Here is a 22,820-nt window from a genome sequence, read left to right as displayed (position 1 = left end):
AATGGCTCTTACTTGATCAGACCATCCAGCGGCGAGGAGGCGCTGGCATAGAGTTTTTTCGGCATGCGGCCGGCGAGGTAGGCCAAGCGACCTGCAACGATGGCGTGTTTCATGGCTTCAGCCATCATGATCGGCTGCTGGGCATGGGCGATGGCCGAGTTCATCAGCACCGCTTCGCAACCCAGCTCCATGGCGATGGTGGCGTCGGAAGCGGTACCGACACCGGCGTCCACCAGCACAGGGATTTTCGCTTCTTCGAGGATGATCTGCAGGTTGTACGGGTTGCAGATCCCCAGGCCCGTGCCGATCAGACCGGCCAGCGGCATCACCGCGATAACGCCGATTTCCGCCAGTTGACGGGCGATGATCGGGTCGTCGCTGGTGTAGACCATTACGTCGAAGCCTTCCTTGACCAGCACTTCGGCGGCCTTGAGGGTTTCGATCACGTTGGGGAACAGGGTTTTCTGATCCGCCAGCACTTCCAGCTTCACCAGGTTGTGGCCGCCGAGCAGCTCACGGGCCAGACGGCAGGTGCGCACAGCCTCGGTAGCGTCGAAGCAACCGGCGGTGTTAGGCAGGAAGGTGTAGCGATCCGGCGACAGGACTTCGAGCAGGTTCGGTTCGCCCGGGTTCTGGCCGAGGTTGGTGCGGCGCACGGCGAATGTGACGATCTCGGCACCCGAGGCTTCGATGGCCAGGCGGGTTTCTTCCATGTCGCGGTACTTGCCAGTGCCTACCAGCAAACGCGACTGGTAGGTACGACCGGCCAGAACGAAGGGCTTGTCGCTACGAACGATGCTCATGGGAAATCCTCTGTAGGGGTGAGGTTCTTGCAGAATAATTCTGTGCCCACTCGGCACGCGCGGCTAGCCGCCGCCGATGGCGTGCACCACTTCGACCGAATCACCGTCGTTCAGCGTGGTTTCAGCGTGCTGGCTGCGCGGGACGATATCCAGATTGAGTTCGACCGCCACACGGCGTCCGGTCAGGTCCAGACGGGTCAGCAGGGCCGCAACGGTTTCACCGTCGGGCAGTTCAAGGGATTCGCCGTTCAACTGAATGCGCATACCGAATGCCGCCATCATTTTTAGGGGCTGGCATTCTAGCCCGATCAGTCTTGGCGACCCAAGCCATTCGTCATGTCGATCAAGAACCTTGTAGGAGCGAGCTTGCTCGCGATGGACGTCAACGATAACGCGTACTTGCCGCTTGAACGCGGTGCCCTGACGTTTTTCGCGAGCAAGCTCGCTGCTACAGGGTCACGTCAGTCGCCAGGCGGCAAGGCCCAGGCAGAACCAGCCGATCAAGAATGCCAGGCCGCCAAAGGGCGTGATGATCCCGAGCTTGCTGATGCCGGTCATGGTCAACACATACAGGCTGCCGGAAAACAGCAGAATGCCGATGGCAAAGGAGGCGCCAGCCCAGGTGATCAAACGACCGGGAATCTGCGTGGCCAGCAGCGCTACGCCGAACAATGCCAGGGTGTGTACCAGTTGGTAGGTAACGCCGGTGTGGAAAATCGCCAGGTACTCAGGTGTCAGACGGGCTTTCAAGCCGTGAGCGGCGAACGCGCCAAGGGCAACGCCAGTGAAGCCGAAAAAAGCGGCCAGCATCAGAAAGCCACGCAGCATGAAGAACTCCAGTCAGACTCGATCAACAGGGTCTGTATAATGGCCCGCTCAACGGGTTCGGCCAAGCCATCTCTATGCTGCGTTTAATTTTCCGTCGTTTCACGAAAGCCCTGCTCTGGTTCGCGGGCGGCAGCGTATTGCTGGTTCTGATTTTCCGCGTGGTTCCACCTCCGGGGACGGCGCTGATGGTCGAGCGCAAGGTCGAATCCTGGTTCGACGGCGAGCCGATTGACCTGCAACGCACCTGGAAACCCTGGGATGAAATCTCCGACGATTTGAAAGTCGCAGTGATTGCGGGTGAGGATCAGAAATTCCCGGAGCATTGGGGTTTTGACTTCGGCGCGATTCAGGCCGCATTGGCTCACAACGAGCTGGGCGGATCGATTCGCGGAGCCAGCACGTTGAGCCAGCAAGTCTCGAAAAACCTCTTTCTGTGGTCCGGCCGCAGCTGGCTGCGCAAAGGACTGGAAGCCTGGTTCACCGGGCTGATCGAAGTGCTCTGGCCTAAGCAGCGGATTCTTGAAGTGTATTTGAACAGCGTCGAGTGGGATGACGGGGTGTTTGGCGCGGAAGCGGCGGCTCGGCATCACTTTGGTGTCAGTGCCAAGTCGCTGTCCCGACAGCAGGCCAGTTATCTGGCCGCTGTATTGCCTAATCCACGGGTGTGGAGTGCGGGCCATCCGACGTCTTATGTTTCGCGACGTGCCGGCTGGATTCGGCAGCAGATGAGCCAGTTGGGTGGTGACAGCTATCTGGTCGGACTCAACGATTCGCGCCGGGCGCCTTGGGCTCAATGATCCCGAAGATCAAAAGATCGCAGCCTTCGGCAGCTCCTACAGGTGTACGCGTTCCCATGTAGGAGCTGCCGAAGGCTGCGATCTTTTGATCTTAAAAACAAAAACGCCCCGATCAATGATCGGGGCGTTTTTTATTGCCTGCGCGCCGGTTAAGCGGCGATCGACAACTTGAGCTTGTTCATCGCGCTCTTCTCGAGCTGACGAATACGCTCGGCCGACACGTTGTACTTCTGCGCCAGGTCGTGCAGCGTGGCTTTCTCTTCCGCCAACCAGCGCTGGTAGAGGATGTCACGGCTGCGGTCGTCCAGCACTTCCAGCGCTTCGTGCAGGTTGTGGTTGGAGTTGTCACTCCAGTCGGCATCTTCCAGTTGACGGGCCGGGTCGTACCGGTGGTCTTCCAGATAGTTGGCCGGCGACTGGAATGCGCTGTCGTCGTCCGCTTCTGCGGCCGGGTCGAAGGCCATGTCATGGCCGGTCAGGCGACTTTCCATCTCGCGCACTTCCCGCGGCTCTACACCTAGGCTTTCCGCCACACGGTGGACTTCCTCGTTGTTCAGCCACGCCAGACGCTTCTTCTGGCTGCGCAGATTGAAGAACAGTTTGCGCTGGGCCTTGGTGGTCGCGACTTTCACAATGCGCCAGTTGCGCAGGATGAACTCGTGAATTTCTGCCTTGATCCAGTGCACGGCGAACGAAACCAGACGCACACCCATTTCCGGGTTGAAGCGCTTCACGGCTTTCATCAGGCCGACGTTACCTTCCTGGATCAGGTCAGCCTGAGCCAGACCGTAGCCGGAATAGCTACGGGCGATATGTACAACAAAACGCAGGTGGGCGAGCACCATCTGCCGAGCCGCCCCCAAATCCTGCTCATAATAGAGACTCTCGGCCAGTTCACGCTCCTGCTCCGGCGTCAGCAATGGAATGCTGTTCACGGTGTGCACATAGGCCTCCAGGTTCGCACCCGGGACCAGAGCATATGCAGGTTGCAAAGAATTGGTCATACGAAAAAACCTCCGACTTACATAACTCGTGCAGTTCTGCACTGCGAAAATTGACCGGAAACCGAAAGACAAGTTCCCATAAACGCTGAAAGGTCAATACGAGCAAAATGATACTACTTAGGCGCAAGCTCCCTCAGGTGGCGTGCGACTGCAATCCATGCACCGATATACCCTAACAGCACCGCGCCAAGCAAGAGAGACAGACCGTCGGCAACTGGCACGCCGGCCAGCGCAAAATTACTGCCGTACAAACCGGCCAGTCCCACCACCGCCTCGTTCAGCCAATTCAGGCCAAACGCCAATACACCCCAGGAAAGAATCCCCGCACCAAAGCCATAAAGCGCGCCCATATACAGAAAAGGCCTGCGCACATAGCTGTCAGTGCCGCCCACGAGTTTAATCACTTCTATCTCTGTGCGGCGGTTTTCAATATGAAGACGAATGGTATTGCCTATCACCAAAAGTAATGCAGAAACCAAAAGCACGGTCAGACCGAAGACAAAACGGTCACCCAGCTTGAGGATGGCTGCCAGACGCTCGACCCAGACTAGATCAAGTTGCGCCTGCTGTACCTTCGGCAACTCGGAAAGTTTTTGTCGTAATGCTTCAAGCGCGGGCTTGTCGACTTCTTTCGGGGTGACCAGAACCACGCCCGGCAGCGGGTTTTCCGGCAATTCTTTCAGCGCCTCACCCAGGCCGGACTGCTGCTGGAACTCTTCCAGCGCCTGATCGCGACCGACATATTCCGCGTCCGAGACGCCGGGCATGCCCTTGATCTGCTCACGCAACGACTCGCCTTCAGCAGGGCTGGCCTCGATTTGCAGGTACAGGGAAATCTGCGCCGCACGCTGCCAGGAACCGCCAAGACGCTCGACGTTACTTAGCAAAAGTGACAGGCCCATGGGCAGACTCAGGGCAACGGCCATCACCATGCAGGTGAAAAAGCTACCGATGGGCTGCTTACCCAAGCGGCGCAAGCTGTCCACCAGGCTGGCGCGATGGCTTTCGATCCAGGCACGGAACAGTGTGGCAAAGTCCGGGCCGTCGTCATCGTCGCGCTTTTTCTTCGGTTGTTGCGGATCGGCAGCCTTGGGGGCCACGCGCTCGGAAACCTTGGGGCTACGTGTCGCACTCATTCGCCAGCCTCCCCGTCGCCGATCAATCGGCCGCGTTGCAGGGTCAGCATGCGATGACGCATGCGGGCGATCAGTGCCAGGTCGTGACTGGCGATCAGCACGCTGGTGCCCAGACGGTTGATGTCTTCGAACACCCCCATGATCTCGGCGGCCAGGCGCGGATCGAGGTTACCGGTGGGTTCGTCCGCCAGCAGCAAGGCCGGACGGTGAACGATGGCGCGGGCAATGCCGACGCGCTGTTGCTGGCCAGTGGACAGGTCGCCAGGGTACAGATCGGTCTTGTCCGAGAGCGCCACGCGCTCCAGGGCCGAATCCACACGCTTGGCGATCTCGGCTTTGGACAGGCCGAGGATCTGCAAAGGCAATGCGACATTGTTGAACACCGTGCGATCGAACAGCAGCTGGTGATTCTGGAACACCACGCCGATCTGGCGGCGCAGGTAAGGGATCTGCGCGTTGCTGATAGTGCCGAGGTCTTGGCCGGCCAGCAGCAATTTGCCGGTGGTCGGGCGCTCCATCGCCAGCAGCAGGCGCAACAAGGTGCTTTTACCGGCACCGGAGTGGCCGGTGACAAACAAGAATTCGCCCCGACGGACTCGAAAGCTCAGCTCATGCAAGCCGACGTGACCGTTCGGATAGCGTTTACCGACCTGTTCGAAACGAATCATGAACGCTCCCGCTCGGCAAACAGTGCCTGGACAAAGGGTTCTGCTTCAAAAGTACGCAAATCATCGATGCCTTCGCCGACGCCGATGTAGCGAATCGGCAGGCCAAACTGCTTGGCCAGGGCGAAAATCACCCCGCCTTTGGCGGTGCCGTCGAGCTTGGTCAGCGCCAGGCCGGTCAGTGCGACGGTCTGGTTGAATTGTTTGGCCTGATTGATGGCGTTCTGGCCCGTGCCGGCATCGAGCACCAGCAACACTTCATGCGGCGCGTCGGCGTCGAGCTTGCCGATAACCCGGCGAACCTTCTTCAACTCTTCCATCAAATTGTCTTTGGTGTGCAGACGGCCAGCCGTGTCCGCAATCAGGACATCAATGCCACGCGCCTTGGCGGCCTGCACGGCATCGAAGATAACCGACGCCGAGTCGGCGCCGGTGTGCTGAGCGATCACCGGGATCTTGTTGCGCTCACCCCAGACCTGCAATTGCTCGACGGCGGCGGCACGGAAGGTGTCACCGGCAGCGAGCATGACTTTTTTGCCTTCAAGTTGCAGCTTCTTCGCGAGTTTGCCGATGGTCGTGGTCTTGCCGGCACCGTTGACGCCGACGACCAGAATCACGAACGGCTTGTTCTGCGAGGTGATTTTCAGCGGTTGCTCGACGGGCTTGAGCATCGCCGCGAGCTCGGCCTGAAGGGATTTGTACAACGCATCGGCATCGGCCAGCTCTTTGCGGGCGACTTTCTGGGTCAGGCGCTGAATGATCACGGAAGTCGCTTCAACGCCAACGTCGGCGGTCAACAGCCGGGTTTCGATGTCTTCGAGCAGCTCGTCATCGATGATTTTCTTGCCCAGGAACAGGCTGGCCATACCTTCGCCGATGCTGGCGCTGGTCTTGGACAGGCCTTGCTTGAGGCGGGCGAAGAAACCGGCTTTGGTTTCTTCGGTGCGCACAGGCTCGGCCGGGGGTTCGACGGGGGCAATAACCGGTGTTGGTGCTTGAGTAACCGGAGCCGCGGGGGCAACGAATGCCGGAGCGACCGGTGCAGGTGCAGGCGTTTGAATAACCGGAGCCGCCGGGGCAACGAATACGGAAGCAACCGGTTCTGGAGCGACCAGCGCAGGTGCAGCCACCACGACTGGCGCTACAACCGGCTCAACCACCGGAACCTGAACAGGCTCAGGCGCAAACGCAGTCTGCACTGGAATCGCAGGCGTTATGTGCGGCGCCAGCTCATCTTCGACCAAAGCCACCGCCTCTTCCGCCACCGGCAACGTCAGCCATGGCGCGGCAATGGGTGTCAGCGGCGCTTGGGCCACGACTTCGGCGACACGATCAGGCGCTGCCTCGGCCATCGGCTGAAGCACCGGCTCGACGATCGGCAAGACACTCGGCGCAGGCTCTACTTCTATAACCGGCGCAGGTACTGGCTCAGGCAGTGGCTGTGGCTGTGGCTGTTCGACGACGGGGTCCTGCGGCTTTTTGCGCAGCCATCCGAACAGGCTTTTCTTCTCACCAGCCGCAGCTGGGGTCTTCTTGTCGTCGTTGGAACCAAACATGGAGGACGGCTATCTCACGGTAGCGACGCGCCAAAGGGCGCCCCGGCAAATAAATATTCGATGCAGAACAGACTGCGATTGACGCTGCTTGTTCATGCGCAACATTTTGTCGAGGTGAAATCAGCACCTCAAAGGTCGACTAACACGAAGGACTGGAACGGCATCGTCGGCGAAAACGCAGAGTTTAGCGGACAAACTCAAAGCTTCTGCCGGTAACCCATACAACCTTCCGGCCGATCAAAGGCCTGATAGGCGTGGCCGCCAGTAAAACGGATCAGTATCCTAGCACCCTCTCGCCCGCTGACGCTAAGAACAAGCGGGCAACCCAACAGGTTTAAAAACGAATGAATGCTCTAGCCCGCCGCGCTGCAGGCCTGCTGCTCAGCACAGTTTGTCTGCCACTTTCAGCCTTCGCTGCCGACCCGCAACCCACCCACGAATTCATGCTAGACAACGGCCTGAAGGTTGTCGTGCGCGAAGACCATCGTGCGCCGGTGGTGGTTTCCCAGATCTGGTACAAGGTCGGCTCCAGCTACGAGACCCCGGGTCAGACTGGTTTGTCCCATGCACTGGAACACATGATGTTCAAGGGCAGCGAGAAAGTCGGCCCCGGTGAAGCTTCGCTGATCCTGCGCGACCTCGGTGCTGAAGAGAACGCGTTCACCAGCGACGACTTCACCGCGTATTACCAGGTGCTGGCCCGTGACCGTCTGGGCGTGGCCTTCGAGCTGGAAGCCGACCGCATGGCCAACCTGCGCCTGCCGGCCGACGAGTTCGCCCGCGAGATCGAAGTCATTAAAGAAGAACGTCGCCTGCGCACTGACGACAAGCCGATGTCCAAGGCATATGAGCGGTTCAAGGCCATGGCTTACCCGGCCAGCGGCTACCACACGCCAACCATCGGCTGGATGGCTGACCTGGATCGCATGAAAATCGAAGAGCTGCGTCACTGGTATCAATCCTGGTACGTGCCGAACAACGCCACCTTGGTGGTGGTCGGCGACGTGACGCCGGACGAAGTCAAAACCCTGGCCCAGCGCTATTTTGGTCCGATCGCCAAGCGCGACGTGCCACCCGCGAAAATCCCTCTGGAACTGGCCGAGCCCGGCGAACGGCAGATCACCCTGCATGTTAAAACCCAATTGCCGAGCCTGATGCTGGCCTTCAACGTGCCCAGCGTCGCCACCGCCGAAGACAAGCGGTCGGTGAACGCCTTGCGCTTGATTTCGGCCCTGCTCGACGGCGGCTACAGCGCCCGCATCCCGACACAACTGGAACGCGGTGAAGAACTGGTCTCCGGCGGTTCGTCGAGCTACGACGCCTACACTCGCGGTGACAGCCTGTTCACGTTGTCGGCAACACCCAACTCGCAGAAAAACAAAACCATCGACCAGGCGGAGGCCGGCTTGTGGCAGCTGCTCGAACAGCTGAAAACCACCGCGCCGTCCGCCGAAGAACTGGAACGCGTGCGCGCGCAGGTCATCGCCGGCCTGGTCTACGAACGTGACTCGATCACCAGCCAGGCCACCGCCATCGGCCAAATGGAAACCGTCGGCCTCTCCTGGAAGCTGATGGACACTGAACTTGCCGACCTCGAAAGCGTGACCCCACAAGACATCCAGAACGCCGCCAAGCTGTATTTCACCCGCGAACGTCTCAGCGTCGCCCATGTACTGCCAGAGGAGACGACTCATGAGTGAGCGTAATAAACCGCGCCTGGCCCTGATCGGCCTGGTCGCTGCCGCCCTGATCGGGGCCGCTGGCTTCTATCTGTTGCGACCCGATGACTCGACAGCCAGCGAAGCCCTCGACAAAGCCAAGTCCAGCCAGAAGCTGCAATCGCTGACAGAGCTCGACGGAAAAGCGCCGAGCCATCGCAAACTCGACGTCCAGACCTGGAACACCGCTGAAGGCGCCAAGGTGCTGTTCGTCGAAGCCCGGGAGCTGCCGATGTTCGACATGCGCCTGATCTTCGCTGCCGGTAGCAGCCAGGACGGCGATGTACCGGGGCTGGCGCTGCTGACCAATGCCATGCTCAACGAAGGTGTCGCCGGCAAAGACGTCGGCGCTATAGCCCAAGGCTTCGAAAGCCTGGGCGCAGACTTTGGCAATGGTGCGTTTAAAGACATGGCGCTGGCGTCCTTGCGCAGCCTCAGTGCCGCCGACAAGCGCGAGCCCGCGTTGAAGCTGTTTTCTGAAGTTGTCGGCAAACCGACCTTCCCGAATGATTCCTTTGCCAGGATCAAGAACCAGATGCTCGCCGGCTTCGAGTACCAGAAGCAAAACCCCGGCAAACTGGCGAGTCAGGAGCTGATGAACCGTTTGTACGGCGATCACCCCTATGCGCATTCCAGCGACGGCACAGCGACAACCGTTCCAGCCATCACACTGGCTCAACTGAAAGCGTTCCATGAGAAAGCCTACGCCGCCGGCAACGTGGTGATTGCACTGGTGGGCGATCTGTCTCGCACCGAGGCTGAAGCCATTGCCGCTCAAGTCTCCAGCGCACTGCCAAAAGGCCCGGCGCTGGCGAAAATCCCGCAGCCGCAAGAGCCCAAGGCCAGCATTGGCCACATCGAGTTCCCGTCCAAGCAGACCAACCTGATGCTCGCGCAACTGGGCATCGACCGTGACGATCCGGACTACGCGGCCTTGTCCATGGGCAACCAGATCCTGGGTGGCGGTGGTTTCGGCACCCGATTGATGAGCGAAGTGCGCGAGAAGCGCGGCCTGGCTTACGGCGTGTATTCGGGGTTCACCCCGATGCAGGCGCGTGGCCCGTTCATGATTAACTTGCAAACCCGCGCAGAGATGAGCGAAGGCACCTTGAAGCTGGTGCAGGATGTTCTCGCCGACTACCTTAAAACCGGCCCGACCGAAAAAGAACTCGATGACGCCAAGCGTGAACTGGCCGGCAGCTTCCCGCTGTCCACCGCCAGCAATGCCGACATCGTTGGCCAGCTCGGCGCGATGGGGTTCTACAACCTGCCGCTGAGCTACCTGGATGACTTTATGCGTGAGTCCCAGAGCCTGACCGTCGAGCAGGTCAAGACCGTACTGAACAAACACTTGAGCACGGACAAAATGGTCATCGTCAGCGCTGGCCCGACCGTGCCACAAAAGCCGTTACCGGCCCCATCTGATAAACCTGCCGAGCAGCCGCTCGGGGTTCCGGAGCATTAATGGCCACTCGTCCTAAAAAACCCGTACACAACGTCCATAACGGCGTAAACCAGCTGCGCATCATCGGCGGTGAATGGGGCAGCCGAAAGCTGAGCTTCCCTGATGCGCCGGGCCTGCGCCCGACGCCGGACCGGGTGCGTGAAACCTTGTTCAACTGGCTCGCGCCTTATGTCGCCGGCGCCAAGGTGTTTGATCCATTCGCCGGCAGCGGCGCATTGTTTCTCGAGGCGCTGTCCCGTGGCGCGGCGATGGGACAGGCGCTGGATGCCAGTAACATCGCGGTCGCGAGCATCAAGGAGCATTTGGGTACCCTGCGCTGCACAACCGGCCAGATCCAGACAGCCGATGCCCTGCGCTATCTGGAAACCCAGACCGCCACCGAATACGACCTGGTATTCCTCGACCCGCCGTTCAATCAGAACCTGTTGCCCACCGTTTGCACGCTGCTTGAAGAGCGTCAATGGCTGGCCAACGAGGCCTGGATCTACACTGAAAGCGAAAACGCACCGTCGAGCCTTGGATTGCCAGGCAACTGGCGCCTGCACCGGGAGCAGAAATCCGGGCGGGTGTATTACGCGTTGTGGCAACGTATGGCAGAGATAGCCGGTTAGTCGACCGGCCTGAAAAGGTGCGCAGAGGTTGCGCACCGCTGCATCGAGAACAATCGTGCCCTTTCCGTCAGAACGTTTCACCCCTGCCTTCGGCCTGGGCAACCCGCACCTACAGACCTTGTGGGGACCGCTGTGGCGCAAAACCACGCACATCGAGCGTGAGCGTGAACGCTTGTGGCTCGAAGATGGCGACTTTCTCGATCTGGACTGGCACGGCCCTCACAGCGCCGACGCGCCGTTGGTGCTGGTGTTGCACGGCCTGACCGGCTCGTCGAATTCGCCTTATGTGGCCGGGATTCAGAAATCACTGGGCATCCAAGGCTGGGCCAGCGTTGCGCTGAACTGGCGCGGCTGCTCGGGCGAACCCAATCTGCTGCCGCGCAGCTACCACTCGGGTGCCAGCGAAGACCTGGCCGAAACCATCAAACACCTGCGGGCCAAACGCCCTTTGGCGCCGTTGTACGCGGTCGGGTATTCCCTAGGTGGCAATGTCTTGCTCAAACACCTGGGTGAGTCTGGCAGTGAGAGCGGCGTGCTCGGCGCGGTGGCGGTGTCGGTGCCGTTTCGTCTGGACCAGTGTGCCGACCGTATTGGCCAGGGGTTCTCTAAGGTCTATCAGGCGCACTTCATGCGCGAGATGGTGGCCTACATCAAGAACAAGCAGCGGCAGTTTCAGCATGACGGGCGCGAGGAGGGTCTGGCGGCCTTGGCTGCACTCGGCTCGCTGGAGAACATGCGTACATTTTGGGAATTCGACGGCCGGGTCACGGCACCGCTGAATGGGTTCGTCGATGCAGAGGACTACTATCGCCGCGCATCGAGTCGCTATTTTCTGGGCGAAATTCGCACGCCGACCCTGATCATTCAGGCGGCCGACGATCCCTTTGTGTTTCCTCATAGCCTGCCACTGCCGGAAGAATTGTCGTCTTGCACTCAGTTCGAATTGCAAGCGAAGGGCGGGCATGTCGGTTTTGTCGATGGCTCGGTCCGGCAACCGGGTTACTACCTCGAACGGCGGATCCCGCAATGGCTGGCCGCCGCAGGGCGCGTGTAACCCATGGAACACGCTCAGGGCGAGTCGATCCGTTTCTGGCAAACCGCGCCATTGACCGGGGTCGAGTTGTTATCCGCACGCTACATCGAACACCGCTTCGCACCCCATGTGCACGACGGCTATGTGATCGGCATGATCATGGCCGGCGCCCAACGTTATCGATATCGCGGTGCCGAACACCTGGCGGGCAGCGGCACACTGGTGTTGATCAACCCGGACGAACTGCACACCGGACATAAAGGCACGGAAGACGGCTGGCTGTACCGGGCGTTTTACCCCGACAGCGGGCAGATTCTGTCGTTGCTGGACGAGTTGGAACTGCCGACCCACCACTTGCCGGCGTTTGGCGCGACGCTGTATCGCGACCCCGACCTGGTGGCGGGTTTCTGCCAATTGCATCGATTGCTGGAAAGCCCGTCCACGGCCCTGCAACAGCAGACGGCCTGGCGGGAAATGATGCTGTCGTTGTTGCAGCGTCACGCGGCGGTTCCGGACGCCGGCAAACCCGGCAAGGAACACCGCGCGGTGACCCTGGCCAAGGAATTGCTGCAAACGCAACTGGCTTCGCCACCCTCTCTGGAAGAACTGGCGACGGCGGTGAACCTGTCGCCCTTCCACTTCGCCCGGGTGTTCCGTCGCGCCACCGGCATGCCACCCCACACCTGGCTGATGCAGCAGCGCATCGCTCGGGCACGGGCCTTATTACAAGGTGGTTGCCTGCCTTTGGAAGTGGCCACGCAATTGGGATTTGCCGACCAGAGTCATCTGAATCGGCAGTTCAAGCAGGTTTACGGGGTGGGACCAGGGGCGTATCGCAGCGCCCGAATCTCAAAAGCCCTCTGATACCCCTGTAGGAGCGAGCTTGCTCGCGATGGAGTGTCAGGCAAAGTTGATTCGACTGACACACCATCGCGAGCAAGCTCGCTCCCACAGGAGATTTGGGTTTACTCGCCGATAGCGACGCCCCGCGCGGGATCGTTGATCCACTCGCTCCACGATCCGGCATACAACGAACCCAATGGATAACCCGCCAGGCACAACGCGAACAGGTTGTGGCAAGCCGTTACGCCTGAGCCGCAGTACGCCACCAGATCATCGGGCGAACGATTACCCAACTTCGCAGCAAACCGCTGCTTGAGCTGATCGGCCGGCAGGAAACGCCCATCGCCGCCCAGGTTCTCGTTGAACGCCGCACATTGCGCACCGGGAATGTGTCCGGCGATCGGGTCGATCGGTTCTACTTCGCCCTTGAAACGCGGCAAGGCACGGGCATCGAGCAAAGTCAGCGATGGCTGGCCGAGGCGTTGCTGAAGTTGTTCGGCGCTCAACAGCAGCGCGTTATCCGGCGCTCCGGTGAACGTGCCGCGCTCGATGTGCGGCGCATCAAGACTCAGTGGCAAACCGGCTGCGTGCCAGGCCTTGAGCCCACCGTCGAGGATGAACACACCCTCTCGCTTGCCCAGCCAGGCCAGCAACCACCAGGCCCGCGCCGCATAGGCACCTGGACCGTCGTCGTACAAAACGACTTCGCTGTCGGCGTTGATGCCCCAGGCTTGCAGGCGCTCGATCAAATCTTGTGCCTTAGGTAACGGATGACGCCCGGTCACCCCCTTGACCACTGCCCCGCTTAAATCACGTTCAAGATCGGCAAAGCTCGACCCGGCAATATGCCCTTCGGCATAGCTGCGCTGACCGTAATCCGGGTCTTCAAGGGCAAACCGACAATCTAGAATCACCAGCCCCGGCTGCTCCTTTTTCAGGTCCAACGCTGACGGGCTGATCAATTGCGCAATGGGCATAACGGGCTCCTGTGATTAAGACAGTCTTGAGTCGTGCTGTACGTCTTCCAGCGCCTGGGCCAGCGGCACGTAAAACTCCTCGTATAGCGCATTCACCGCATCACGCGCCTGATCGGTGACGAACCCGGCCTCAAGCACCAACACCTGATACACCCCACGTTTAATCGCCTGTTCGCTCAGGTGATTGGAGTTTTCCCGCGTGGTGCACAGAAAACGCACCCAGGAGGTCAGGATGATCCAGGCATTGAGGGTCAGGGATTCGATTTGCACCTTGTCCATGCACAGGATGCCGGCTTCGACGAAGCCCGCGTAGATGTGCGTGCCATAGATCAGGCAACGCTGGGAAAAGCGCCGATAACGGGCTGCCAGGTCCGGATCACTGTCGAGCAAGTGCTCAAGATCGCGATGCAAAAACCGGTAGCGCCACATCGCCGCCAGCAATTCCTGGAGGTAGAAGCGCTTGTCTTCCACCGTGGCTGCCCGGCCCTGCGGTGGGCGCAGAAAGCTGTCCACCAGGCTTTCGTACTCACTGAACAGCACGGCGATAATCGCCTGCTTGTTGGGGAAGTGGTAGTACAAGTTGCCCGGTGAAATTTCCATATGGGCAGCAATGTGGTTGGTGCTGATGCTGCGCTCACCCTGCTGATTGAACAGCTCCAGGCTGTTCTGCACGATGCGCTCGCTGGTTTTGATCCGAGGGGCCATGGCTTGGGCTTTAATTCAGAGTGCGTTGACGGGCATCTTACGACCTATCCGCGAGTGGATAAAACAAAGCGATGCCAAAGTGGTATTTGACTTTCTAGAGCATAGACTCTAAAAAGTCCCTCAGTACAATAAATCCGGAGCTGACCATGACCGCTGAAATTGCCTACCTGCAGACTCTCCAGCAGCCATTGGAAGAGCTCCAAAAACTGTTCGATGCCCAGCGCGCAGCGTATGCCGCCAACCCGATGCCGCCAGCGGCCCAGCGCCAGCAATGGCTCAAGGCGTTGCGGGTTCTGCTGAACAACGAACGCCAGGCCCTGATCGACGCGATTAGCCAGGACTTCAGCCATCGCAGCGCCGATGAAACCCTGCTCGCCGAACTCATGCCGAGCCTGCACGGTATTCATTACGCCAGCCAGCACCTCAATGGCTGGATGAAGGCTTCGCGGCGCAAGGTGGGCGTCGCCTTCCAGCCGGCTTCGGCCAAAGTGGTCTACCAACCGCTGGGCGTGGTCGGCGTCATCGTCCCGTGGAATTACCCGCTGTACCTGGCCATCGGGCCGTTGGTGGGCGCCTTGTCGGCGGGCAATCGGGTGATGCTGAAACTCAGCGAGTCGACGCCCGCCACCGGATTACTGCTTAAGGAGTTGCTGGGCCGGATCTTCCCCGAAGACCTTGTCTGTGTGGTGCTGGGCGAAGCCGATATCGGTGTCGCCTTCTCCAGACTGCGTTTTGATCACCTGCTGTTCACCGGCGCCACCAGCATTGGCAAACATGTGATGCGCGCGGCGGCCGAGAACCTGACGCCGGTGACCCTCGAACTGGGCGGCAAGTCTCCGGCCATTGTCTCTCGCGATGTGCCGCTCAAAGACGCCGCCGAACGCATCGCCTTCGGCAAAACGCTCAATGCCGGGCAAACCTGCGTCGCCCCAGACTACGTGCTGGTGCCGGAAGACCGCGTCGGTGCTTTCGTCGAGGCCTATCGTCAGGCGGTTCGCGGGTTTTATCCGACGCTGGCTGATAACCCGGACTACACCGCGATCATCAATGACCGACAACTGGCGCGGTTAAATGGCTACATCAGCGACGCCACCAGCAAGGGCGCGCTGCTGATTCCACTGTTCGAGCAAGGCCAGGGCCGACGCATGGGCCACAGCCTGCTGCTCAACGTCAGCGACGACATGACGGTGATGCAGGACGAAATCTTCGGCCCGCTGCTGCCGATTGTTCCGTACACGGGGCTCGATGAAGCATTTGCCTACATCAACCAACGACCTCGGCCGCTGGCGCTGTACTACTTCGGCTACGACAAGCGCGAACAAAACCGTGTCCTCCACGAAACCCATTCCGGTGGCGTGTGCCTGAACGACACCTTGCTGCACGTCGCCCAGGACGACATGCCGTTCGGCGGCATTGGGGCCTCGGGCATGGGCCATTACCACGGCCACGAAGGCTTCCTGACCTTCAGCAAGGCCAAGGGTGTGCTGATCAAGCAACGTTTCAACGCGGCGAAACTGATCTACCCGCCGTACGGAAAATCCATTCAGAAACTGATCCAGAAGCTGTTTATCCGCTAACGATCCCCCCTTCGGGTAATAACAATAATGAGCCCAAGCCTGTCCGATACACCCGCGCTGTCACGGCGCGGCCTGCTTAAATTCAGCCTCGGCGCGAGTGCTTTTCTGGTCACGGCCGGATTGGGTGCGAGCCTCAGCGGTTGCTCCTCGAGCATCCCGGCCAACGGTTTTGCGATTCTGCGCAGCGGCGATCTGCTGTTTTTGCGGGCGCTGATCCCGGTGATGCTCGACGGCGCTGTGGCCGTGGAAAAAATGTCGGCGTCGGTCGACCAGACCTTGCACTGCCTGGATAACGGCCTGAATCACCTGTCGCCGGAAATGCTCAAGCTGACCCAACAATTGTTCGACGTGCTGGGAATGGCCGTGACCCGCGGCCCCCTGACGGGGATCTGGGGCAGTTGGGAAAACGCCAGTGGTGATGAGATTCGGCACTTTCTCGATCGCTGGGAAAACAGTTCGTTGAGCCTGCTGCGCATGGGGCATAGCTCGTTGCAGCAACTGGTGATGATGGCGTGGTACAGCCGCTCCGAATCGTGGGCACATTGCGGGTATCCCGGGCCGCCTACGGTTTGAAATGTAGGAGCGAGCTTGCTCGCGATGGACGTTAACGATGACGCGTGCTTCCTGGATGAACGCGCCGCCCTCAGGTTCTTCGCGAGCAAGCTCGCTCCTACAGAAACAGCAGCCGCACCACCTCCACATCTAAAATAACAAGAGAACCCGAAAATGCCCGTACCCGATCCGTTTCGCGAAGGCATGGCCCGTGGCTGGAAAACCTACAACGGCGCGCAGTTGACCCAGGACCTGACCCTCGAGGCGGACGTGGCAATCATCGGCAGCGGCGCCGGCGGCGGGACCACCGCCGAAATCCTCAGCGCCGCAGGCTACAAGGTATTGCTGATCGAAGAAGGCCCACTCAAAACCAGCAGCGACTTCAAGATGCTCGAAGACCAGGCCTACACCAGCCTCTATCAGGAAGGCATCGGCCGCATGAGCAAGGACGGCGCAATCACCATTCTTCAGGGCCGGGCAGTGGGCGGCACCACGCTGATCAACTGGACGTCGAGCTTCCGCACCCCGGAACCGACCCTGGAACACTGGGCCAAGGAGCACAACGTCAAAGGGCACAGCCCGGCCGAGATGGCGCCATGGTTCGAGAAAATGGAACAACGCCTGGGCGTCGCGCCTTGGATGATCCCGCCCAATGCCAACAACGATGTGATCCGCAAAGGCTGCGAGAAACTCGGCTATAGCTGGCATGTGATCCCGCGCAACGTGCGCGGCTGCTGGAACCTGGGCTACTGCGGCATGGGCTGTCCGACCAACGCCAAGCAATCGATGATGGTCACGACGATTCCGGCGACGCTGGAAAAAGGCGGCGAACTGCTTTACCTGGCCCGCGCCGAAAAACTCGCGATCAAGGACGGCAAGGTCGCGGGCCTGCACTGTGTCGCGATGGACGACCGCTGTGTCGCGCCCACAGGCAAGACCATCACGGTCAAGGCGCGGCATTACGTGCTGGCCGGCGGCGGGATCAACAGCCCGGCGCTGCTGTTGCGTTCCGAGGCGCCGGATCCGCACAAACGGCTGGGCACACGCACGTTCCTGCACCTGGTCAACATGTCCGCCGGGCTGTTCGACGAGGTGATCAACCCGTTCTACGGGGCACCGCAGTCGATCTATTCCGACCATTTCCAATGGCAGGACGGCACCACCGGCAAGATGTCCTACAAACTGGAAGTGCCGCCGCTGCACCCGGCGCTGGCCACCACCCTGCTCGGCGGTTTCGGCCAGGAAAACGCCCGGCACATGGAAAACCTGCCGCACACCCATGCCATGCTCGCATTGCTACGCGACGGTTTTCACCCGGACAGCCCCGGCGGCAGCGTCGAGTTGCGCGGTGATGGCACGCCGGTGCTCGATTACCAGGTTTCAGCCTATGCCTGGGAGGGTTTACGCCGGGCGTTTCACAGCATGGCCGAGATCCAGTTCGCTGGCGGCGCCCATTCGGTGATGCCGATGCACGCCGACGCTCGTTATGTGAAAACCCTCGCCGAAGCGCGCTCGCAGATCGACGGCTTGAGCCTTGAGCTATATCGCACACGCCTGGGCAGTGCCCATGTGATGGGCGGTTGTGCGATGGGCGAAGACCCGAAAAACGCCGTGACCGATAGCCTTGGCCGCCATCACCAACTCAGCAATCTGTCGATCCACGACGGCTCGCTGTTCCCCACCAGCATTGGCGCAAACCCTCAATTGTCGGTCTACGGGCTGACCGCGCAACTGGCGACCGCACTGTATGAACGTTTGAAAAACTCATGAAAAGGGAGAATATTCGTATCGTCTATAGTGCTTTCTTACCCAAAAGGCGACTTGGCCGACCGGGAAGGCTGCGATACCATCCGACTCCCCAACGGACTCCCGCCAGGACGACGCGATGAACCGAGTGTTGTACCCAGGTACCTTCGACCCTATTACCAAGGGCCATGGCGATCTGGTCGAACGCGCCTCGCGCCTGTTCGATCATGTGATTATCGCCGTCGCTGCCAGCCCGAAGAAAAACCCGTTGTTTCCCCTGGAACAGCGTGTGGAGCTGGCCCGCGAGGTCACTAAACATCTGCCGAACGTTGAAGTCGTCGGCTTCTCGTCGCTGTTGGCGCACTTCGCCAAAGAGAAGAATGCCAACGTGTTCTTGCGTGGATTGCGCGCGGTGTCGGACTTCGAATACGAATTCCAGCTCGCCAACATGAACCGCCAGCTGGCGCCGGATGTGGAAAGTCTGTTTCTTACACCGTCCGAGCGTTATTCGTACATTTCCTCGACGCTGGTCCGTGAAATCGCAGCTTTGGGCGGCGATATCACCAAGTTCGTCCACCCTGTGGTGGCGGACGCCCTCACCGAACGCTTCAAGAAATAAATCTGAACTGTAGGAGCGAGCTTGCTCGCGAAGGACGAGAGAGCGCCGTGTTCATTCAGACAACCCCTCGTCACCGTTAACGTTCATCGCCAGCAAGCTGGCTCCTACAGCGCCAATGCGGCACAATTGCTCGCATTGGTTTATTGCGCCAGGGCCTCGCGCCCCGGCTGGAGTTAGCATGTCCCTGATCATCACCGACGATTGCATCAATTGCGATGTCTGCGAACCCGAGTGCCCGAACGCCGCCATTTCCCAAGGCGAAGAGATCTACGTGATCGACCCGAACCTGTGCACACAGTGCGTCGGCCACTACGACGAGCCTCAGTGCCAGCAGGTGTGCCCGGTGGATTGCATTCCACTGGATGAAGCGCATCCGGAGACGCAAGAAGAGTTGATGGCGAAGTATCTGGTTATTACCGGTAAGGCTTGAGGGCCTCAAAAGATCGCAGCCTTCGGCAGCTCCTACACAGGTTTGCGTACACCTGTAGGAGCTGCCGAAGGCTGCGATCTTTTGATTTTGACTCACTCCCGCTGCTCAAACCCCTCCCCGATACACCCCAAACACCTCACAAACGCCGCTTTCGCCGGGTCCACCACCAACGCCTGCCCCGCATCGCCCACGCCACCCCCCAGCGCGGTGAACGGCAACGACACCACAAACACCCCCGCACCGATCACCGTAGCCACGACCAGCAACGGTCGGGCAATCAGCAAGTCGCCCATCATGGCGTAAGCGGGTGGGTTCTGGATGGTGTAAAGCGGATCGCCGCTGCCGCTGTTGGCCGCCAGCACAGGCAGGCCAACGCTCAGGAGCAGCGCAACGATAAAGGTTCGAAACAGGTTCATGGCACGGTCCGTTGGCTAGGCAGTGAGAACACTGACTATAGACCGTAGGCGTTTCAGCTCTGACAGCGTGGGCAAAAGACGCTGGCGCGCTGCCCCAGTTTCACTTCCCGCAACTCGGTGCCGCAGACCTTGCAGGGTTCACCGCCACGGCCGTACACGAACAGTTCCTGCTGGAAGTACCCCGGCTGACCGTCGCCACCGATAAAGTCCCGCAACGTGGTGCCGCCTCGTTCAATGGCGGCAGCCAGGATGCGTTTGATCTCGATCGCCAGCTTCAGATAACGCGCCCGGGAAATGCTCTTGGCTTCACGGCGCGGGTCGATTCCGGCAGCAAACAGGGCTTCAGTCGCGTAGATATTGCCGACGCCAACCACTACCGCGTTGTCCATGATGAACGGCTTGACCGCCATGGAGCGTGCACGGGACTGTTGGAACAAACGCTCGCCGTCGAACAGGTCGGTCAACGGCTCTGGCCCCAGCCGAATCAGCAATTCGTGATTGAGCGGATCAAGGCTCCAGAGCATCGCACCAAACCGTCGCGGGTCGGTGTAGCGCAGGGCCAGGCCGGATTCCAGCTCGATGTCCACGTGCTCATGCTTGGCTACCGGCGTGCCTATTTCCACCAGACGCAAATTCCCCGACATGCCCAAATGGCTGATCAACGTGCCGACTTCGGCGTTGATCAACAGGTACTTCGCGCGCCGCTCTACCAGCACGATGCGCTGGCCGGACAGCCGCACATCCAGGTCTTCAGGAATCGGCCAACGCAAACGGCGCTCACGCACGATCACCCGGCTGACGCGCTGGCCTTCCAGGTGCGGCGCAATTCCACGGCGGGTGGTTTCGACTTCTGGCAGTTCAGGCATGGGGATCTCGAATCAGGCTATTCGACGCTTAGCGGTGAGTGCCGAGGTCGCGAATCGTTTGTTTGAGGGTTTCGAAGTCGTACTCCGAGAGACCGACGTAATCGAGCACCAAATGCCCGATGCTGTTCCACTCATGGTCTTCGTTCTGGTTGCCCAGCACCCGGTAGGACGCGCAAATGTGCTCGGCCATTTTCAAGATTGCCAGCAGGTTTTTCAGCTGGCTGTTGCTCGACGACTCATCACTGAAGATCGCCAGCGCATTGTGGTGATTGGCGATCGCGGTGCTCACGTGCTCGGGCAGGCGCCAGGATTTGGCCGTGTAGTAACCGACCACGGCGTGGTTGGTATTGAACACCCGATTCTCCGTATCGACCACCCGGCATTCGGCACTGGCGTTGGCGTAGGCCTCTTCCAGAACGGTCATGTAGTTGGGGAAACGCTGAAGCATCAGCGGCACGCCGCAGTCATGGAACAGGCCCAGAGCGTAGGCTTCGTCGCCAGCCTGGGCGCCGATGCGCTTGGCCAGGGTCAGGCACGTCATCGCTACGTCTTGAGCGGTGTCCCAGAAACGGTTCAAGGTGACGATTGTGTCGTCATTCATCTCGCCCTTGATCGACTGCGCGTTGATCAGGTTGATGATCGAACGGCTGCCCAATAGATTCACCGCGCGCTGGATCGAGGCGATCTTGTTGCTCAAGCCGTAATACGGTGAGTTGACGATTTTCAACAACGAGCCAGAGAGGCCCGGGTCCTGGGCGATCAGCTTGGCGATCACTTCCAGATCAGGGTCCGGCATGTACTGCTCCATCTGCAAATCCACCATGATCTGCGGCTGGGCCGGCACGCTGATGCCTTGCAGGGACTGTTGGATCTGTTCGGGAGTCAGCTCTTGGGACATAAATACACACTCTGGGTCAGGCGGCGATTCTAACCTTTATAAAGTTGGATCCGACAGCGTGGCCGGCACATCGGCGAAAGTTTCATGTCGGCGTAGCATTCGAAATCGCTTCGCGAGCAGGCTCGCTCCCACACTTGATTTGCGCCGTACACAAACTATGTGTTCACTAAAGATCCACTGTGGGAGCGAGCTTGCTCGCGAAGGCGCCATCAGCGTTTCATCGCCCACCCGGCCCGCCGCAACCCTCAACACGCTATACTCCCGCTCTTTTTTCCGGAGCGACGTCATGTCCCTGCCTAGCCTGCGCCTTAAAGCCAACGCCGACCGTCGCCTGCGAAACGGCCACTTGTGGGTCTACAGCAACGAAATCGATGTGGCCGCCACCCCGTTGCACGGCTTCAAGGCCGGCGATCAGGCGATCCTCGAAGCTGCCGGCGGCAAGCCGCTGGGCATCGTTGCCATGAGCCCGAACAACCTGATCTGCGCCCGCCTGCTGTCGCGCGACATCAAGTTGCCGCTGGACAAGTCGTTGCTGGTTCATCGCCTGAACGTCGCCCTGTCCTTGCGTGACCGCCTGTTCGACAAACCGTTCTATCGCCTGGTCTACGGCGACTCCGACCTGTTGCCAGGCCTGGTGGTCGACCGTTTCGGCGACATTCTGGTGGTACAGATCGCCTCGGCGACCATGGAAGCGCATAAAGAAGACGTCATCGCAGCGCTGACCCAAGTGCTCAAGCCAAGCGGCATTCTGTTCAAGAACGACTCCGCTGCCCGTGACGCCGAAGGCCTCAACCGCTACGTCGAAACCGTGTTCGGCCTGGTGCCGGAGTGGGTGGCGCTGGAAGAGAACGGCGTGAAATTCGAAGCACCGGTCATCCAGGGTCAGAAAACCGGCTGGTTCTACGACCACCGCATGAACCGCGCGCGCCTGGCCCCTTACGCCAAAGGCAAACGCGTACTGGACCTGTACAGCTACATCGGCGGCTGGGGCGTGCAAGCCGCTGCGTTTGGCGCCAGTGAAGTGTTCTGCGTCGACGCATCGGCCTTCGCCCTCGACGGCGTCGAGCGCAACGCCGCGCTGAACGGTTTCGCCGACAAAATGACCTGCATCGAAGGCGACGTCTTCGAAGCCCTGAAAGAGCTCAAAGCCAGCGAAGAACGTTTCGACGTCATCGTGGCCGACCCGCCGGCGTTCATCAAACGCAAGAAAGACATGAAAAACGGTGAAGGCGCCTACCGTCGCCTGAACGAGCAAGCCATGCGCCTGCTCAGCAAGGACGGCATCCTGGTCAGCGCCTCGTGCTCGATGCACCTGCCGGAAGACGATCTGCAGAACATCCTGCTCACCAGCGCCCGTCACCTGGACCGCAACATCCAGATGCTGGAACGCGGCGGCCAGGGGCCGGATCACCCGGTGCATCCGGCGATTGCCGAGACTCGCTATATCAAGAGCATTACGTGCCGGTTGTTGCCTAACAGCTAACTGCACGCACCTCCTGTAGGAGCGAGCTTGCTCGCGAAGAACGAACAGCCACTGCGCAAAACCAGACACACCGCGTAATCGTTGACGTTTTT

At 60.1% G+C, this 22,820-nt stretch carries 24 protein-coding genes; 12 read left to right on the top strand and 12 right to left on the bottom strand.

The window, feature by feature from the left end; genetic code table 11:
* Positions 1 to 8: 8 nt before the first annotated feature.
* The 3 genes from JFU37_RS14070 to JFU37_RS14060 all read right to left on the bottom strand — a co-directional run bounded on the left by JFU37_RS14070 (position 9) and on the right by JFU37_RS14060 (position 1,631).
* A complete protein-coding gene (locus JFU37_RS14070) occupies positions 9 to 803 on the bottom strand; it encodes a thiazole synthase (RefSeq protein ID WP_008068101.1) in 795 nt (264 codons plus the stop codon).
* Between the two features lie 63 nt (positions 804 to 866).
* Positions 867 to 1,067 (bottom strand): sulfur carrier protein ThiS, encoded by a 201-nt coding sequence (gene thiS, locus JFU37_RS14065; protein WP_162491065.1) that lies wholly within the window; start codon positions 1,065 to 1,067, stop codon positions 867 to 869.
* Between the two features lie 192 nt (positions 1,068 to 1,259).
* Complete coding sequence (locus tag JFU37_RS14060; RefSeq protein WP_201115845.1) at positions 1,260 to 1,631, bottom strand: DUF423 domain-containing protein; 372 nt, start codon at positions 1,629 to 1,631, stop codon at positions 1,260 to 1,262.
* A gap of 74 nt (positions 1,632 to 1,705) precedes the next feature.
* Here JFU37_RS14060 and mtgA point away from each other — a divergent pair, with 74 nt between their 5' ends.
* A complete protein-coding gene (gene mtgA, locus JFU37_RS14055; RefSeq protein ID WP_201115844.1) occupies positions 1,706 to 2,428 on the top strand; it encodes a monofunctional biosynthetic peptidoglycan transglycosylase in 723 nt (240 codons plus the stop codon).
* Positions 2,429 to 2,577: 149 nt separating this feature from the next.
* On the opposite strand, the gene rpoH is transcribed toward mtgA, so the two are convergent.
* From rpoH to ftsY, 4 genes are all read right to left on the bottom strand, one after another.
* The gene (gene rpoH / locus JFU37_RS14050; protein ID WP_007897890.1) at positions 2,578 to 3,432 is read right to left on the bottom strand and encodes an RNA polymerase sigma factor RpoH; all 855 of its coding nucleotides are present in this window, start codon (positions 3,430 to 3,432) and stop codon (positions 2,578 to 2,580) included.
* A 113-nt stretch (positions 3,433 to 3,545) separates the two neighbouring features.
* Positions 3,546 to 4,568: a permease-like cell division protein FtsX gene (gene ftsX / locus JFU37_RS14045; protein WP_201115843.1), complete on the bottom strand. Its 1,023-nt coding sequence runs from the start codon at positions 4,566 to 4,568 to the stop codon at positions 3,546 to 3,548.
* A complete protein-coding gene (gene ftsE / locus JFU37_RS14040; protein ID WP_008026149.1) occupies positions 4,565 to 5,236 on the bottom strand; it encodes a cell division ATP-binding protein FtsE in 672 nt (223 codons plus the stop codon). The genes ftsX and ftsE overlap by 4 nt, the downstream gene beginning before the upstream one ends.
* Positions 5,233 to 6,789 (bottom strand): signal recognition particle-docking protein FtsY, encoded by a 1,557-nt coding sequence (ftsY, locus tag JFU37_RS14035; protein WP_201115842.1) that lies wholly within the window; start codon positions 6,787 to 6,789, stop codon positions 5,233 to 5,235. The genes ftsE and ftsY overlap by 4 nt, the downstream gene beginning before the upstream one ends.
* A gap of 344 nt (positions 6,790 to 7,133) precedes the next feature.
* On the opposite strand from ftsY, the gene JFU37_RS14030 reads away from it, so the two are divergent.
* The 5 genes from JFU37_RS14030 to JFU37_RS14010 are packed head-to-tail and all read left to right on the top strand — an operon-like array spanning position 7,134 to position 12,480.
* Positions 7,134 to 8,489 (top strand): M16 family metallopeptidase, encoded by a 1,356-nt coding sequence (locus tag JFU37_RS14030; RefSeq protein ID WP_201115841.1) that lies wholly within the window; start codon positions 7,134 to 7,136, stop codon positions 8,487 to 8,489.
* Positions 8,482 to 9,972, top strand: a complete 1,491-nt coding sequence (locus JFU37_RS14025; RefSeq protein ID WP_201115840.1) for a M16 family metallopeptidase — start codon at positions 8,482 to 8,484, stop codon at positions 9,970 to 9,972. Before JFU37_RS14030 ends, JFU37_RS14025 begins: the two co-directional genes overlap by 8 nt.
* A complete protein-coding gene (gene rsmD / locus JFU37_RS14020) occupies positions 9,972 to 10,583 on the top strand; it encodes a 16S rRNA (guanine(966)-N(2))-methyltransferase RsmD (RefSeq protein WP_201115839.1) in 612 nt (203 codons plus the stop codon). Before JFU37_RS14025 ends, rsmD begins: the two co-directional genes overlap by 1 nt.
* A 55-nt stretch (positions 10,584 to 10,638) precedes the next feature.
* Entirely contained in the window at positions 10,639 to 11,637 is a 999-nt protein-coding gene (locus tag JFU37_RS14015) for a hydrolase (protein WP_201115838.1), read from the top strand.
* A gap of 3 nt (positions 11,638 to 11,640) precedes the next feature.
* A complete protein-coding gene (locus JFU37_RS14010; protein ID WP_201115837.1) occupies positions 11,641 to 12,480 on the top strand; it encodes an AraC family transcriptional regulator in 840 nt (279 codons plus the stop codon).
* Positions 12,481 to 12,581: 101 nt separating this feature from the next.
* On the opposite strand, the gene JFU37_RS14005 is transcribed toward JFU37_RS14010, so the two are convergent.
* Together JFU37_RS14005 and JFU37_RS14000 are read right to left on the bottom strand one after the other, a co-directional pair.
* Positions 12,582 to 13,436 (bottom strand): sulfurtransferase, encoded by an 855-nt coding sequence (locus JFU37_RS14005; RefSeq protein WP_201115836.1) that lies wholly within the window; start codon positions 13,434 to 13,436, stop codon positions 12,582 to 12,584.
* Between the two features lie 15 nt (positions 13,437 to 13,451).
* Positions 13,452 to 14,141, bottom strand: a complete 690-nt coding sequence (locus JFU37_RS14000) for a TetR/AcrR family transcriptional regulator (RefSeq protein WP_201115835.1) — start codon at positions 14,139 to 14,141, stop codon at positions 13,452 to 13,454.
* A 128-nt stretch (positions 14,142 to 14,269) separates the two neighbouring features.
* On the opposite strand from JFU37_RS14000, the gene JFU37_RS13995 reads away from it, so the two are divergent.
* The 5 genes from JFU37_RS13995 (at position 14,270) to JFU37_RS13975 (ending at position 19,065) form a co-directional block, all read left to right on the top strand.
* A complete protein-coding gene (locus JFU37_RS13995) occupies positions 14,270 to 15,718 on the top strand; it encodes a coniferyl aldehyde dehydrogenase (RefSeq protein WP_342214946.1) in 1,449 nt (482 codons plus the stop codon).
* A 27-nt stretch (positions 15,719 to 15,745) separates the two neighbouring features.
* Positions 15,746 to 16,291 (top strand): twin-arginine translocation pathway signal protein, encoded by a 546-nt coding sequence (locus tag JFU37_RS13990; RefSeq protein WP_201115833.1) that lies wholly within the window; start codon positions 15,746 to 15,748, stop codon positions 16,289 to 16,291.
* 153 nt (positions 16,292 to 16,444) lie between these two features.
* Positions 16,445 to 18,040 carry a GMC family oxidoreductase gene (locus tag JFU37_RS13985; RefSeq protein WP_201115832.1) on the top strand — a complete coding sequence of 532 codons (1,596 nt, stop codon included), beginning with the start codon at positions 16,445 to 16,447 and terminating at the stop codon, positions 18,038 to 18,040.
* A 115-nt stretch (positions 18,041 to 18,155) separates the two neighbouring features.
* The gene (coaD, locus tag JFU37_RS13980; protein WP_201115831.1) at positions 18,156 to 18,635 is read left to right on the top strand and encodes a pantetheine-phosphate adenylyltransferase; all 480 of its coding nucleotides are present in this window, start codon (positions 18,156 to 18,158) and stop codon (positions 18,633 to 18,635) included.
* Positions 18,636 to 18,813: 178 nt separating this feature from the next.
* A complete protein-coding gene (locus tag JFU37_RS13975; protein WP_201115830.1) occupies positions 18,814 to 19,065 on the top strand; it encodes a YfhL family 4Fe-4S dicluster ferredoxin in 252 nt (83 codons plus the stop codon).
* 92 nt (positions 19,066 to 19,157) lie between these two features.
* Here JFU37_RS13975 and JFU37_RS13970 read toward each other — a convergent pair whose 3' ends face one another.
* From JFU37_RS13970 to JFU37_RS13960, 3 genes are read right to left on the bottom strand one after another with little or no spacing between them, the layout of a single operon-like run.
* Positions 19,158 to 19,481, bottom strand: coding sequence for a multidrug transporter (locus JFU37_RS13970; protein ID WP_201115829.1), 324 nt, complete (start codon positions 19,479 to 19,481; stop codon positions 19,158 to 19,160).
* Between the two features lie 53 nt (positions 19,482 to 19,534).
* The gene (mutM, locus tag JFU37_RS13965; protein WP_201115828.1) at positions 19,535 to 20,347 is read right to left on the bottom strand and encodes a bifunctional DNA-formamidopyrimidine glycosylase/DNA-(apurinic or apyrimidinic site) lyase; all 813 of its coding nucleotides are present in this window, start codon (positions 20,345 to 20,347) and stop codon (positions 19,535 to 19,537) included.
* Between the two features lie 28 nt (positions 20,348 to 20,375).
* Positions 20,376 to 21,191: an HDOD domain-containing protein gene (locus tag JFU37_RS13960; RefSeq protein ID WP_201116494.1), complete on the bottom strand. Its 816-nt coding sequence runs from the start codon at positions 21,189 to 21,191 to the stop codon at positions 20,376 to 20,378.
* A 340-nt stretch (positions 21,192 to 21,531) separates the two neighbouring features.
* Between JFU37_RS13960 and JFU37_RS13955 the strand changes: the two genes are divergently transcribed.
* A complete protein-coding gene (locus tag JFU37_RS13955; RefSeq protein ID WP_201115827.1) occupies positions 21,532 to 22,728 on the top strand; it encodes a class I SAM-dependent rRNA methyltransferase in 1,197 nt (398 codons plus the stop codon).
* Positions 22,729 to 22,820: the final 92 nt, after the last annotated feature.

The organism is Pseudomonas sp. TH41 (assembly GCF_016650695.1).
Classification (GTDB): Bacteria; Pseudomonadota; Gammaproteobacteria; order Pseudomonadales; family Pseudomonadaceae; genus Aquipseudomonas.
The sequence above is the reverse complement of the archived record's forward strand: the minus strand, read 5'-3'. Positions and strand labels throughout refer to the sequence as shown.

Bases quoted from the DNA above. Each gene is read 5' to 3' on its own strand.
- JFU37_RS14070 (WP_008068101.1), bottom strand. From the start codon at position 803: ATGAGCATCGTTCGTAGCGACAAGCCCTTCGTTCTGGCCGGTCGTACC.
- thiS (WP_162491065.1), bottom strand. From the start codon at position 1,067: ATGCGCATTCAGTTGAACGGCGAATCCCTTGAACTGCCCGACGGTGAA.
- JFU37_RS14060 (WP_201115845.1), bottom strand. From the start codon at position 1,631: ATGCTGCGTGGCTTTCTGATGCTGGCCGCTTTTTTCGGCTTCACTGGC.
- mtgA (WP_201115844.1), top strand. From the start codon at position 1,706: ATGCTGCGTTTAATTTTCCGTCGTTTCACGAAAGCCCTGCTCTGGTTC.
- rpoH (WP_007897890.1), bottom strand. From the start codon at position 3,432: ATGACCAATTCTTTGCAACCTGCATATGCTCTGGTCCCGGGTGCGAAC.
- ftsX (WP_201115843.1), bottom strand. From the start codon at position 4,568: ATGAGTGCGACACGTAGCCCCAAGGTTTCCGAGCGCGTGGCCCCCAAG.
- ftsE (WP_008026149.1), bottom strand. From the start codon at position 5,236: ATGATTCGTTTCGAACAGGTCGGTAAACGCTATCCGAACGGTCACGTC.
- ftsY (WP_201115842.1), bottom strand. From the start codon at position 6,789: ATGTTTGGTTCCAACGACGACAAGAAGACCCCAGCTGCGGCTGGTGAG.
- JFU37_RS14030 (WP_201115841.1), top strand. From the start codon at position 7,134: ATGAATGCTCTAGCCCGCCGCGCTGCAGGCCTGCTGCTCAGCACAGTT.
- JFU37_RS14025 (WP_201115840.1), top strand. From the start codon at position 8,482: ATGAGTGAGCGTAATAAACCGCGCCTGGCCCTGATCGGCCTGGTCGCT.
- rsmD (WP_201115839.1), top strand. From the start codon at position 9,972: ATGGCCACTCGTCCTAAAAAACCCGTACACAACGTCCATAACGGCGTA.
- JFU37_RS14010 (WP_201115837.1), top strand. From the start codon at position 11,641: ATGGAACACGCTCAGGGCGAGTCGATCCGTTTCTGGCAAACCGCGCCA.
- JFU37_RS14005 (WP_201115836.1), bottom strand. From the start codon at position 13,436: ATGCCCATTGCGCAATTGATCAGCCCGTCAGCGTTGGACCTGAAAAAG.
- JFU37_RS14000 (WP_201115835.1), bottom strand. From the start codon at position 14,141: ATGGCCCCTCGGATCAAAACCAGCGAGCGCATCGTGCAGAACAGCCTG.
- JFU37_RS13990 (WP_201115833.1), top strand. From the start codon at position 15,746: ATGAGCCCAAGCCTGTCCGATACACCCGCGCTGTCACGGCGCGGCCTG.
- JFU37_RS13985 (WP_201115832.1), top strand. From the start codon at position 16,445: ATGCCCGTACCCGATCCGTTTCGCGAAGGCATGGCCCGTGGCTGGAAA.
- coaD (WP_201115831.1), top strand. From the start codon at position 18,156: ATGAACCGAGTGTTGTACCCAGGTACCTTCGACCCTATTACCAAGGGC.
- JFU37_RS13975 (WP_201115830.1), top strand. From the start codon at position 18,814: ATGTCCCTGATCATCACCGACGATTGCATCAATTGCGATGTCTGCGAA.
- JFU37_RS13970 (WP_201115829.1), bottom strand. From the start codon at position 19,481: ATGAACCTGTTTCGAACCTTTATCGTTGCGCTGCTCCTGAGCGTTGGC.
- mutM (WP_201115828.1), bottom strand. From the start codon at position 20,347: ATGCCTGAACTGCCAGAAGTCGAAACCACCCGCCGTGGAATTGCGCCG.
- JFU37_RS13955 (WP_201115827.1), top strand. From the start codon at position 21,532: ATGTCCCTGCCTAGCCTGCGCCTTAAAGCCAACGCCGACCGTCGCCTG.